This window comes from Actinoplanes sp. NPDC004185 (genome assembly GCF_053603475.1).
The window spans coordinates 1-11,730 of the sequence record NZ_JBSGFR010000094.1 but is presented as its reverse complement, the minus strand read 5'-3'; the positions used below and the strand labels follow the sequence as shown (position 1 = coordinate 11,730).

The 11,730-nt window shown below is 72.2% G+C and carries 11 protein-coding genes and 1 pseudogene; 1 reads left to right on the top strand and 11 read right to left on the bottom strand.

Going from position 1 to position 11,730, the window contains the following annotated elements; genetic code table 11:
* Window positions 1-96: 96 nt before the first annotated feature.
* Together truB and ACWEOZ_RS43420 are read right to left on the bottom strand one after the other, a co-directional pair.
* Window positions 97-984 (bottom strand): tRNA pseudouridine(55) synthase TruB, encoded by an 888-nt coding sequence (gene truB / locus ACWEOZ_RS43425; protein ID WP_451916520.1) that lies wholly within the window; start codon window positions 982-984, stop codon window positions 97-99.
* Between the two features lie 34 nt (window positions 985-1,018).
* A complete protein-coding gene (locus ACWEOZ_RS43420; RefSeq protein ID WP_451916519.1) occupies window positions 1,019-1,417 on the bottom strand; it encodes a MarR family winged helix-turn-helix transcriptional regulator in 399 nt (132 codons plus the stop codon).
* A gap of 36 nt (window positions 1,418-1,453) precedes the next feature.
* On the opposite strand from ACWEOZ_RS43420, the gene ACWEOZ_RS43415 reads away from it, so the two are divergent.
* Window positions 1,454-1,909, top strand: a complete 456-nt coding sequence (locus ACWEOZ_RS43415) for a MarR family winged helix-turn-helix transcriptional regulator (protein ID WP_451916518.1) — start codon at window positions 1,454-1,456, stop codon at window positions 1,907-1,909.
* Window positions 1,910-2,018: 109 nt separating this feature from the next.
* Here the strand turns inward: ACWEOZ_RS43415 and ACWEOZ_RS43410 are convergent, their stop codons facing one another.
* The 9 genes and pseudogenes from ACWEOZ_RS43410 to ACWEOZ_RS43370 all read right to left on the bottom strand — a co-directional run.
* Window positions 2,019-3,338: an MATE family efflux transporter gene (locus tag ACWEOZ_RS43410; RefSeq protein WP_451916517.1), complete on the bottom strand. Its 1,320-nt coding sequence runs from the start codon at window positions 3,336-3,338 to the stop codon at window positions 2,019-2,021.
* A gap of 440 nt (window positions 3,339-3,778) precedes the next feature.
* Window positions 3,779-4,813, bottom strand: a complete 1,035-nt coding sequence (locus ACWEOZ_RS43405; RefSeq protein ID WP_451916516.1) for a DHH family phosphoesterase — start codon at window positions 4,811-4,813, stop codon at window positions 3,779-3,781.
* The gene (gene rbfA, locus ACWEOZ_RS43400; RefSeq protein ID WP_451916515.1) at window positions 4,810-5,280 is read right to left on the bottom strand and encodes a 30S ribosome-binding factor RbfA; all 471 of its coding nucleotides are present in this window, start codon (window positions 5,278-5,280) and stop codon (window positions 4,810-4,812) included. Before rbfA ends, ACWEOZ_RS43405 begins: the two co-directional genes overlap by 4 nt.
* A gap of 129 nt (window positions 5,281-5,409) precedes the next feature.
* Window positions 5,410-5,703, bottom strand: coding sequence for a DUF503 domain-containing protein (locus ACWEOZ_RS43395; RefSeq protein WP_451916514.1), 294 nt, complete (start codon window positions 5,701-5,703; stop codon window positions 5,410-5,412).
* A gap of 34 nt (window positions 5,704-5,737) precedes the next feature.
* A complete protein-coding gene (locus ACWEOZ_RS43390) occupies window positions 5,738-6,763 on the bottom strand; it encodes a TRM11 family methyltransferase (protein WP_360830719.1) in 1,026 nt (341 codons plus the stop codon).
* 61 nt (window positions 6,764-6,824) lie between these two features.
* Window positions 6,825-9,899 carry a translation initiation factor IF-2 gene (gene infB / locus ACWEOZ_RS43385; RefSeq protein WP_451916521.1) on the bottom strand — a complete coding sequence of 1,025 codons (3,075 nt, stop codon included), beginning with the start codon at window positions 9,897-9,899 and terminating at the stop codon, window positions 6,825-6,827.
* A 132-nt stretch (window positions 9,900-10,031) separates the two neighbouring features.
* Complete coding sequence (locus ACWEOZ_RS43380; RefSeq protein ID WP_451916513.1) at window positions 10,032-10,391, bottom strand: YlxR family protein; 360 nt, start codon at window positions 10,389-10,391, stop codon at window positions 10,032-10,034.
* Complete coding sequence (gene nusA, locus ACWEOZ_RS43375; RefSeq protein ID WP_451916512.1) at window positions 10,369-11,388, bottom strand: transcription termination factor NusA; 1,020 nt, start codon at window positions 11,386-11,388, stop codon at window positions 10,369-10,371. Before nusA ends, ACWEOZ_RS43380 begins: the two co-directional genes overlap by 23 nt.
* Window positions 11,385-11,730, bottom strand: a pseudogene (locus ACWEOZ_RS43370) (ribosome maturation factor RimP); the annotation flags it as partial. The pseudogene ACWEOZ_RS43370 and the gene nusA, both read right to left, overlap by 4 nt.

Sequence of the window (11,730 nt, the reverse complement as noted above, 5' to 3'; positions counted from 1 at the left end):
GGTCTCGGTGGAAGCGTCGCAACTCCCACCTCGCCGGAGGTCTTCTCACATTCCAAGCCGCCACGCCGTACTCAACAACGGTCATGGGCACTACAGCTAGGCCGGGGCCAGCACGATCTCGGCGCGCGCTTTGCCGTCGCGCTCGGAGACGATGGCGAGCACGTCGCCGTCGGTGTTGAAGACCGCGTACGGGCCCTCGATGCCGACCGGCTGCAGCGGACCGCCGTGGCTGAGCACCCGGGTCTCCTCGGCGTCGGCCTCCCGCTGCGGGAAGGCCCGCCGGGCCGCCTCGGCCAGCGGCAGCGAGATCACGTCGGGCGCGCGTTCCTCCAGCTCGGCGAGGGTGGCGGCGGACGCGAGCGTGAGCTCACCGACGGCCGTGCGGCGCAGCGCGGTCAGATGCCCGCCGACTTCGAGGGTACGGCCGAGGTCCCGCGCGATGGCCCGGATGTAGGTGCCGCTGGAACAGGTGACGTCGATGTCCACGTCGACGAAGTCACCCTCGTCCGGGCGCCGCACGGCCAGCACCTCGAGCCGGGAGACGGTGACCTTGCGGGCGGCCAGCTCGACCTCCTCGCCGTCACGGACCCGCTTGTACGCCCGCTGCCCGTTGACCTTGATGGCACTGACCGCGCTGGGCACCTGCTCGATCTCGCCGGTCTGCGCGGCGAGCCCGGCCCGGATCGCCTCCTCGGTGACCCCGGCGGTGGAGACGGTGGCGGTGACGTCACCCTCGGCGTCGTCGGTGATCGTGGTCTGCCCGAGCCGGATGGTGGCGGTGTAGCTCTTGCCGGCGCCGATGACGTACGTGAGCAGCCGGGTGGCCCGGTTGACCCCGATGATCAGCACCCCGGTGGCCATCGGGTCGAGGGTGCCGCCGTGCCCCACCCGCCGGGTCCGGGCCAGCCTCCTGATCCGGGCGACCACGTCGTGGGAGGTCATCCCGGCCGGCTTGTCCACAACGATGAGCCCGTCCACGTTCACGGGCTCCACCCAACCAGACCGCTCCGGCCGCGGGTCAGGCCGGGGGCAGGTTGCCGGCGACCCGCTCGAGCAGGGTGACCAGGGTGGCGTACTCCTGCTCGGTCAGGCCCTCGGTGACGCGGGTCCGGAACATACGCACCTCCCCGGCGACCCGATCGTGCGCCGTCCGCCCGGCCTCGGTCAGCCGGAGGACCGGCCCGGTCTCCGCCTCGGTGGCCCAGCCGCGGCGGATCAGGTCGTCGACCTGCGCGCCCACGGTCGGGGCGAACGGCGCGAGGGCGGTGTCGAGCTCGGCCCTGGAGGTGTCGGCCTGCGCGAGGGTGGTCAGGATCTGCCAGTGCCGCCGGGTCAGCTCCTCATCGGCCAGCAGCCCGACGAAGCCGGCTTCGATGCGGCGGTCGATCTCTTTGATCCAGTATCCGAGGGGACGCATACATGTCAGGTTACATGTATTTGTACGATGACATCCATGGAGGAGCTGGCGGCGATCGAGCGGGCGATGATCACGATCCGGCGGAGTCAGAGCCGGCGAGCCCTGAGCCGGCTCGCTCCGGAAGGTGATCAGACGGTCTTCGGGGTGCTGGACGCGCTGGATGAGCTGGGCCGGCCCGCAACGGTCGGCGAGGTGGGCGCCGCGCTCGGCGTGGATCAGCCGCGGGCCAGCCGGCTGGTGGCCCGGGCGGTGGAGCAGGGCCTGGTGGTCCGCCAGGCCGATCAGCGCGACGGCCGGCGGACACTGCTCGGCCTGACCGGTGAGGGGCGCTCGCAGCTGACGAGTGCCCACCGGACGCGGCAGGAGGTCTTCGCCCGGGCGATGAGCGACTGGCCGGAGGCGGATCGGGAGACTTTCGCGCGGCTGCTGACCTCGTTCACCGCCGCGCTCGGCACCTTCACCGACCGCCGCGACCGGCCGCCGCCCGAGTGAGGAACCCGGGACCCGGCAAGACCCGCCTGACCTGAACGGCCAGCGCGACATGCCGCGTCGCGCGAAGCGTGCGGTCTCCGGGCGCCGCCGGAGCGCGACGCATCCGCGGTCAGCGGGTGGCGCCCAGGACCGCCCAGCCGGCCCCGCGCCAGCGGACCAGCAGGAACACCAGCCGGATCAGCGTGAACAACGCCAGCCCGAACCACACTCCCGACAGCCCCCAGTTCAGCGCGTACGCCAGCCAGATGGCCGGCAGGAAACCGGCCAGGGCCGCCGCCAGCGTCATCGTGCGCAGGTAGCCGACGTCACCCGCCCCGATCAGGACGCCGTCCAGGGCGTAGACCACGCCGGCGAAGGGCAGCATGCCCACGAACCACGGCCAGACGATCGCCGCCTGCTCGTGGACCGCCCGGTCACCGGTGAACCAGCCGGGCACCACCCCGGCACCCGCCGCCGCCAGCACCGCGAACCCCACGCCGGCCACCGCGCCCACAGCGGTGACCCGGCGGGCCACGTCGCGGGCCGCGGCGCTGTCGCCCGCCCCCAGCGCCGCGCCGACCAACGACTGGGCCGCGATCGCCACCGCGTCCAGGGCCAGGGCGCAGAAGAACCACAGTTGCAGGCCGATCTGGTGGGCACCCACGGCCGCTACGCCGAACCGGGCCGCCACGGCGGTCGCCGACAACCAGCAGACCTGGAACGCGGCACCGCGGATCAGCAGGTCCCGGCCCAGCACCAGCTGGCGGACGATGACCGCCGGGCTGGGCCGCAGCGGCGCGCGTTCGCGGACGACCGCCCAGAGGAATAGTCCGCCGGTCAGCGACTGGGCCACCACGTTGGCGACCGCCGAGCCGATCAGTCCCCAGCCGGCCGGGTAGACGAGCAGCGGGCACAACACCGCGGAGAGCACGTTGGCGCCGAGGACGAAGTACAGCGGGCGGCGGGTGTCCTGCACGCCGCGCATCCAGCCGTTGCCGGCCGCGGCGAGCAGGAGGCCGGGAATGCCGAGGACGGCGATGCGCAGCCACTGCGCGGCAGCCTCGGCGGCGGCCGGGTCGGCGGCCAGGGCCCGGGTGACCGGCGTGGCGAAGAGCTGGGCCAGCAGCACCAGCACAGCGCCGGTGGCCAGGGCGAGCCAGGAGGCCTGGACGCCTTCGGCGACGGCGGCGGTGCGGTCACCCGCGCCGAAGCGGCGGGCGGCGCGGCCGGTCGTGCCGTACGCCATCAGCGTCCCGAACCAGACGGCCACCGACATCACGGTGCCGCCGACCGCGACCGCCGCGAGCGGGATCCGGCCCAGGTGGCCCACCACGGCGGTGTCCACCAGCACGTACAACGGCTCGGCGGCCAGCACGACCAGGGCCGGCAGGGCCAGGGCGGCGATGCGCCGGTTGAGAGTGCCGGGGTCGAGGGCGGCGGGCGGGCTCATGGACAGTCATGATGCCCGCCGGGCCGTAAGGGGCGCAATGCGCCGGACTGCTTACTGGCGGGTGTCCATCGACGTCTGCAGCGCGCGGCGGGCCTGCTCGCGAGCGTCGTCGGACTGGGGCTTGGGCTTGGGCATGGCAGCCATGATCGTGGTCCTTCCACGGCGGAACGGGTGCACGGCACCCACTGATCGATCGAGCGGCGTGTCGCGAGGGCCGGTCCGGGATCGCCGGACGGGTGGCGGGGCGACACAGCCCGGGATGGTGGACCCGGGTGGCTCGAGGCTGCTGCGGCGGTCGGTGGTAGCGCCCGTGCAGAAACCAAATCACCGTTAACTCAAACTATCGTTCAGTCTCGCGCGTTGCTCGTCGTGTCCCGCACTTCGGGAAGCGGATCAACGACAAAAGGCCGGCCCGAGGGCCGGCCTTCATCGAGCAGAAGCTACGGAATGAGGTGTTTGCCCAGCTCGTCGCGGACCGCGCTGACGACGTCCCCCGGGGTGCCGTAGCCGGTGAAACCCGCGGCCAGCCGGTGCCCGCCGCCGCCCAGGGCCACCGCGACGGCACTGACGTCGACCGCGCCCTTGCTGCGCAGCGACACCGCCCACTCGCGGTCGGCGAGCTGCTTGACCACCACGGACACGTCCACCTCGGCCACGCACCGGACCGGATCGATCAGCGCGTCCAGCACGTACGGCCGCTGCCCGTGCCGCTCGAGGTCCTCGAGGGTCGCGTACGTCCACACCATGCCGTGGCCGTCCGCCGCCGTCGGATCGAGCTGCGCGCGGCTGAGCACGTCGGCGGAGAGCTTCATCGCGCCGAACGGGCGGCTGTCGAACACCCGGCGGGAGATCTCACCCGGGCGCAGGCCGGTGGCGATCAGCCGGGCGGCCATCTCGTGCACCCGCGGCGTGGTCATGTCGAAGCGGAACGAGCCGGTGTCGGTGGCCAGGGCCACGTACAGGCATTCGGCGATCTCGGCGTCCAGCGGCACGTCGAGGCGGCGCAGCAGCTCCTCGGCGACCACCGAGGTGGCGGCGGCACCCGCGTCGACCAGGTTGACCCCCGCGAAGCCGGTGTTGGACGCGTGGTGGTCCAGGGCGACGGTGGCGCGGGCGCGCGGCAGCCGGTCGGCCAGGGCCCCCAGCCGGGACACCGCGGCCACGTCGAAGACGATCACCAGATCCGGCTCGGGCTCCGCCTCGTCCTCGCTGACCAGCAGATCGAGGCCGGGCAGGGCGGCGAACGGGTCGGGGATCTCGAACGTGCCGGGGAAGGTGGCCTGCAGCCGGGCCACGCCGAGCCGGCGCAGCCCGAGGCCGAAGCCGAGCATGCTGCCCAGCGCGTCGCCGTCCGGGTTGACGTGACAGATCAGCAGCACCCGGCCGGTCGGCGCCAGCTCGCGGATCGCCGCCACCGCGGCCGAGAAGTCGGCCGCGGCGGGCGCACCCTCCGAGACGGTGACCGCCTCGGTCACCCCTGGTCCTCGCGGGCACCGACCCGCTCGTCGGCGTCCTCGTCTTCCTCGTCCTCGTCGGCCTTGTACGGGTCCGGGTCGCCGGCGTACTGCTTACCGGCGGCCAGCCGCTGCACCTCGGCGTCGCGGTGCCGGGCCGCGGCCAGCAGCTCGTCGATCTCCTTGACGTTGTCCTGGACGTTGTCCAGCACGAACGTGAGGCTCGGCGAGTGCCGCAGGCCCAGGGCGTGACCGACGCGGGTGCGCAGCATGCCCTTGGCGCTGTCCAGCGCCGCCGCGGTGGCGGCCTGCTCGGTCTGGTCACCGAGCACGGTGTAGTAGACGTGCGCGTCCCGGAGATCACCCGTGATCCGGGCGTCCGTGATCGTCACCATGCCGAGACGGGGATCCTTGATCTCTCGCACCAGCGATGCCACCAGCTCGCGGATGCGCTCCGCGTGCCGGCGCGTCTTGGCCGGGTCCGACATATCGCCCACCTCCGACAACCGTGCCTCCGGGACGAAACCGCCCCGCCCAACGCCTGAAGCCTACCCATGACCGCCGAGGCTCGAACGCCGCGTAGGTGCGTCACCCGCGGGGGTCATGGGTAGGACCGGTCAGTCGTCGTCACCGTGCAGCCGGCGCCGGACCGACAGCAGCTCGATCTCGGGACGGCCGGCCATCTGGTGCTCGCACGTGTCGATCACCGCGCGGGCCTGGGCCGGCTCGGCGGCGACCACGGCGACCCCGATCTGGGCCCGCCCGTGCACGTCGTGGTCACCCACCTCCGCGACGCTGACCTCGTACTTGCGCAGCATCGCGATGATCGGGCGGACGTAGGAACGCTTCTGCTTGAGCGAACGCGAGTCGCCGGGCAGCAGCAGGTCGAAGAGTGCGGTCTCGATATACATCAGCGAGCGAGAGTACCCGCGTACCCCGGCCGGATCAGCTGGATTTCCGGGCCACCACCACGTCACGCTCGATGCCCTGGTCGACGCGGTGGCTCAGGTCCTCGTACGGCACCAGCGCCAGCCCGTTGGCGACCAGGATGTCCTCGGCCAGCTCCCGCCGGGCCACCTTGGTGTTCCACGACAGCCCGATGGCCCCGCCGGGACGCAGCAGGTGCACCCACTGCGGCACGGCCCGCTCCAGCAGATCCAGGGGGCGCCGCGACATGCCGCCCTCGTCCTCGTAGCTGCCGTGCGCGACGCCGTACGGCAGGTCGACGACCAGCACGTCCACGCAGTTGGCCCGGAGCAGGCCGTCGAGCTGGGTGGTGTCCGCGTTGAGCATGATCACCTTCTGCACCGCGCCGGCCTTGTGGTCCTCCTTGCTCGCCGCCATGGTGATCTCCATCCGGCGGGCGGCCTTGCGGCCCTGCCGGCGCACCGGGTTGAGCTCGGCGGTGTGCTTGAGGCGCTTGCGCTTGAGCCAGGTCTGCAGGAACAGCTTGTACGCCTCGACGTCCTTGCCGTCGAGCTCCACCCCGATGGCGTCGTAGCCGTACATCAGCGCCTGGTTGAGCGTGGTGCCGCGGCCGGCCAGGAAGTCACCGACGATCACGTGGCCGTCGAGCATCTGGCGGCGCGAGGCGGAGGCGAGCAGGGTCAGGTTGAGCAGCAGCTTGGTGAACTGCTCGTTCGTCTTGCCCGCGTACTTCGGGATGGTGATCAGGTCGCTGTCGTAGCGGGCCAGCGGGGTCAGCTCCAGCGGCCGCAGCAGGTCGTCCCCGGCCCTCTCGAACAGGGCGTAAGCAGCCGACATGTTGGACAGGTAGGCGATGTCCCGGGGCTGCAGGTCCGCGGTGAACGTCAGGTACTCCACGCCGCCGATCCGGGTGGCATCGACCTCGGCCACCTCCGAGGAGAGCACGGGCCGGAACGCGGCCAGCTCCGCCCGCGACAGTCGACCTGCCTGGTCGGCGTAGACGCGGTTGGCGGAGGGCGCGAGGAGGAGGGCGTAGCGAGACATTCCAGTAGTAAAGACAACGGCCCCCGGCGCCTGAGCGCCGGGGGCCGTCAGCCGGGGGTGGTTACGCCCGCGGCTTCTCACGCATCTCGAAGGTCTCGATCACGTCGCCGGTCTGCGGCGTGCCGAAACCGGACAGGGTCAGACCACACTCGAAGCCCTCGCGGACCTCGGTGGCGTCGTCCTTGAACCGCTTCAGCGAGCTGATCGTGACGTTGTCCGCCACCACGGTGCCGTCGCGCAGGATGCGCGCCTTGGCGTTGCGGCGGATGAGACCCGAGCGGACCATACAGCCGGCGATGAGCCCGATCTTGGACGAGCGGAAGACCTCGCGGATCTCCGCCGTGCCCAGCTCGACCTCTTCGTACTCCGGCTTGAGCAGGCCCTTGAGCGCCGCCTCGATCTCCTCGATGGCCTGGTAGATCACGCTGTAGTAGCGGATCTCCACGCCGGCGCGGTCGGCCATCTCCTTGACCTTGTTGCTGGCCCGGACATTGAAGCCGATGATCGTGGCGATGGCCTCGGAAGAGGCGCTCGCCAGGTTGACGTCGCTCTCGGTGATCGCACCGACGCCGCGGTGGATGACCTTGAGCTGAATCTCGTCCGGAATCTCGATCTTGAACAGCGCGTCCTCGAGTGCCTCGACCGAACCCGAGCCGTCACCCTTGAGCACCAGGGTGAGCGAAGTCTTCTCGCCCTCCTTGAGCTGCTCCATGAGCGTCTCGAGCGTGGCCTTGCCCTTCGAGTTCGCGAAGCTCGCCGCACGACGGCGGGCCTGCCGCTGCTCGGCGATCTGCCGGACCGTCCGGTCGTCCTCCGCCGCCAGGAACGTGTCGCCGGCGCCGGGCACCGACGTCAGACCCAGGACGAGGACCGGACGTGCCGGACCTGCCTCGGCCACCTGGTTGCCGTTCTCGTCGAGCATGGCGCGGACGCGACCGTGCGCGCCACCCGCCACGATCGAGTCGCCGGCCCGCAGCGTGCCCTTCTGGACCAGAACCGTGGCAACCGCACCACGCCCCTTGTCGAGGTGGGCCTCGACCGCGACACCCTGCGCCGGCCCGTCGATCGGAGCGGTGAGCTCCAGCGAAGCGTCAGCGGTCAGCAGCACGGCCTCGAGCAGGTCGTCGATGCCGAGACCCGGCTTGGCGGCCACGTTGACGAACATCGTGTCGCCGCCGTACTCCTCGGCGAGCAGGCCGTAGTCCGTCAGCTGCTGGCGGACCTTGTCCGGGTTGGCGTCCGGCTTGTCGACCTTGTTGACCGCGACCACGATCGGCACGTCAGCCGCCTTGGCGTGGTTGAGCGCCTCGACCGTCTGCGGCATGACGCCGTCGTCGGCCGCGACCACCAGGATCACGATGTCCGTGACCTGGGCACCACGGGCACGCATGGCGGTGAACGCCTCGTGGCCCGGGGTGTCGATGAAGGTGATCGCCCGGTCTTCGCCCTGGTGCGGGACGACGACCTGGTAAGCGCCGATGTGCTGGGTGATGCCACCCGCCTCGCCGGCCACCACGTTGGTCTTGCGGATCGCGTCGAGCAGCTTCGTCTTGCCGTGGTCGACGTGACCCATGACGGTCACGACCGGCGGCCGGGTGACGAGGCGGTCCTCGGCGATCTCGGCATCGAGGTCGATGTTGAACCGCGACAGCAGCTCGCGGTCCTCGTCCTCGGGGCTGACGATCTGCACGTCGAAGCCAAGGTGCTCGCCGAGCAGCAGCAACGTGTCGTCGGAGCACGACTGCGTCGCCGTCACCATCTCGCCCAGGTTGAACATCTCCTGGACCAGCGAGCCGGGGTTGGCGTTGATCTTGTCGGCGAAGTCGGAGAGCGACGCACCACGCGAGAGCCGGACCTCCTGGCCCGAGCCGCGGGGCGCACCCGACGACATCTGCGGAGCCGACAGGTTGTCGAACTCCTGACGCCGCTGCTTCTTCGACTTGCGGCCACGCGTGGGCCGGCCACCGGGACGCCCGAAGGCACCCGCGGCACCGCCGCCACGACCGCGACCGCCACCACCGGGACGACCGGGGGCACCGCCGACGGGACCGCCGCCACCGGGGCGGAAACCGCCACCGGCACCAGCACCGCCGCCGCCACCGGGGCCACCGCGGTAGCCACCGCCGCCACCGGCACCGGCACCACCGCCGCGATAACCGCCGCCACCGGCACCGGCACCGCCACCGGGGCGGAAACCGCCCCCGGCGCCGCCGCCCGGACCGCCACGACCGCCACCGGGACCGCCGGGACGGCCGGCGCCACCGCCGGGACCGCCACGACCGCCGCCGGGACCGGCGGGACGCTGCGAAGGCATGGACGCGGGACTGGGCCGCGGCGGCATCGAGGCCGGGCTCGGCCGCGGGGGCATGCCAGGCTGGTTGGGCCGGGGCATCGCCGACGGGGTCGGCCGCTGGCCGCCACCGGAGACGCCGAACGGGTTGTTACCGGGACCGCGGGCCGGCGGGCGCGGCGAGCCGCCCGGGCCGGGACGGCCGGTAGTGGGCGCGCCCGGGGCTCCGGGACGCGTTGCGGCAGGAGAGCCGGGACGCGGCGGCACCGTGCCGGGGCCCGGGGGCCGCGGACGGGTGGTGCCGTCGGCCGGAGGCTGCTGCGCCCGGCGCTCGGCGTCCCGCGTGCGGGCCGCCTGGGCAGCCTTGACGGCGGCCTCCTGCTCGGCCTTCAGCGCCGAGGCGCGGGCCTCGGCGGCCGCCACCTCGATGTCGTGGGCACTCGCCGGCTTGGCGACCGGACCGGGCACCGGGCCCGGACGGCCGGGAACCGGCGGCTTGGGCCGGACCATCGAGCCGGGCGACGGCGCCGAGGACGCAGGGGCGCCGGTGGGCGCTCCGGTCGTCGGCGCAGCGGGCCGGCGCGGCGGCTGCGGCCGCATGGCCGATGGGTTGGCCCGGGGGGCGCTGGGCGCACTCGTGGCGTCCGACGCGGCGGGCGCGGGCGCCGCCGGAGCAGCACCGCCCGGGGCGTCGAGGGCACCACGAAGTCGCCGGGCCACCGGGGCCTCGACCGTGCTGGATGCGGATTTGACGAACTCGCCCATCTCCTTGAGCTTGGCGAGAACGGTCTTGCTGTCGACCCCGAGCTCTTTGGCGAGCTCGTGAACGCGGGCCTTGCCTGGCACTGCACTCCTCATCTCGAGGTCGTACGAGCAGCGCCCGCCGACCTCACTCGTGCACTAGAAGCCTGGTCATTTCAGGGACTTCATCGTGTGCTCATCTGGGTCGTCCTACCTTGCTGGACATGGATGGGGCACCTACGCCACATCATCGGTGGTTCCGGACGGCACGGTGACCGCTCGGATGTGCTCGGCAAGCAATCCGGTGTCAGCAACACCGGTGAGTCGCAGCGCACGCCCGAAAGCGCGACGCCGCTCCGCCTGCGCGAAGCAGACCGGATCAGGATGCACATGTGCTCCCCGGCCCGGCAGCCGGCGGCCCGGATCGGGCTGGAGCCGGAGGTGACCTCCTGCTCCGACCGCGACGAACCGCAGTAATTCGGAGGCCGGCACGCGTGAGCGACAGCCAACACAGGTGCGTGTCGGACCGGCCACCCGGAAGTCTACCCCGCGCGCCTCGTGCTCGGGTATCCGGTCAGCTCCCGGTCTCGGCGGCATCGCGCTCCGCGGCCGGATCCGGCTGCTCGTTGTCCGGGCGGATGTCGATGCGCCAGCCGGTCAGGCGGGCCGCGAGCCGGGCGTTCTGGCCCTCCCGGCCGATCGCCAGCGAGAGCTGGAAGTCGGGCACGGTGACCCGGGCGGTCCGGGTGGCCAGGTCCACCACCTCGACCCGCAGGGCCTTGGCCGGGGACAGCGCATTGCCGACGAACCTCGCCGGGTCGTCCGAGTAGTCGATGATGTCGATCTTCTCGCCGTGCAGCTCGCTCATCACCGCCCGGACCCGCTGCCCCATCGGGCCGATGCAGGCGCCCTTGGCGTTGACCCCGGCGACCCGCGAGTGCACCGCGATCTTCGAACGGTGACCTGCCTCACGTGCGATGGCGGCGATCTCCACCGTGCCGTCGGCGATCTCCGGCACCTCCAGCGCGAACAGCTTCTTGACCAGCGCCGGGTGGGTGCGCGACAGAGTGATCTGCGGACCGCGGAAGCCCTTGGCCACGTGCACCACGACGCAGCGGATCCGCGAGCCGTGCTCGTACGTCTCCCCCGGCACCTGCTCGGCCTGCGGCAGGACCGCCTCGAGCTTGCCCAGGTCGACGATGACGATGCCCTTCTCGGCCCGCGCCGCGTCGGCCTGCACGATGCCGGTGACCAGGTCACCGTCGCGGCCCGCGTACTCGCCGAAGTGCACCTCGTCGGTGGCCTCGCGCAGCCGCTGCAGGATGACCTGCTTGGCGGTCATAGCGGCGATCCGGCCGAAGTCGTGCGGGGTGTCGTCCCACTCCCGGACCAGGGAACCGTCGGCGTCCAGCTCCTGGGCGAAGACCTGGGCCGCGCCGTTCTTACGGTCGATCTGCACCCGGGCGTGGCTCTCGGCCCCGTCGGTGTGCCGGTACGCGGTCAGCAGTGCCGTCTCGATCGCCGCGAGGATCGTCTCGAACGGGATCTCCCGCTCGCGCTCCAGGGCGCGCAGCGCCGCGAGGTCGATGTTCACTTGTCCTCGCCCTCCCCATCCTCGTCGTCATCTTCATCGTCCTCGTCCTCGTCGCCCTCGTCGGGGAAGACGGCTTCGTCCAGCCGCTTGAACTCGATCTGGACCTTGCCCGGCCCCAGATCGGCGTACGGGATCTCCGTGCTGCTGCCGTCGACGTCGAGCACGACGCCGGTCTCGCCGGCGGCCGTGACGCGGCCGGTCAGCGACCGGCCCGCGACGGTGACGGCGACCAGCCGGCTGACGTTGCGCCGCCAGTGCCGGGGCAGGGTCAGCGGCCGGTCCACCCCGGGTGAGCCGACCTCGAGCTGATATTCACCCGCCAGGACCTCGCCCTGGTTCTCC

Excerpts from the sequence above, each read along its gene's own strand:
- ACWEOZ_RS43420 (WP_451916519.1), bottom strand. The coding sequence starts at position 1,417 with ATGCGTCCCCTCGGATACTGGATCAAAGAGATCGACCGCCGCATCGAA.
- ACWEOZ_RS43415 (WP_451916518.1), top strand. The coding sequence starts at position 1,454 with ATGGAGGAGCTGGCGGCGATCGAGCGGGCGATGATCACGATCCGGCGG.
- ACWEOZ_RS43410 (WP_451916517.1), bottom strand. The coding sequence starts at position 3,338 with ATGAGCCCGCCCGCCGCCCTCGACCCCGGCACTCTCAACCGGCGCATC.
- rbfA (WP_451916515.1), bottom strand. The coding sequence starts at position 5,280 with ATGTCGGACCCGGCCAAGACGCGCCGGCACGCGGAGCGCATCCGCGAG.
- ACWEOZ_RS43395 (WP_451916514.1), bottom strand. The coding sequence starts at position 5,703 with ATGTATATCGAGACCGCACTCTTCGACCTGCTGCTGCCCGGCGACTCG.
- ACWEOZ_RS43390 (WP_360830719.1), bottom strand. The coding sequence starts at position 6,763 with ATGTCTCGCTACGCCCTCCTCCTCGCGCCCTCCGCCAACCGCGTCTAC.
- ACWEOZ_RS43380 (WP_451916513.1), bottom strand. The coding sequence starts at position 10,391 with ATGCCGCCGAGACCGGGAGCTGACCGGATACCCGAGCACGAGGCGCGC.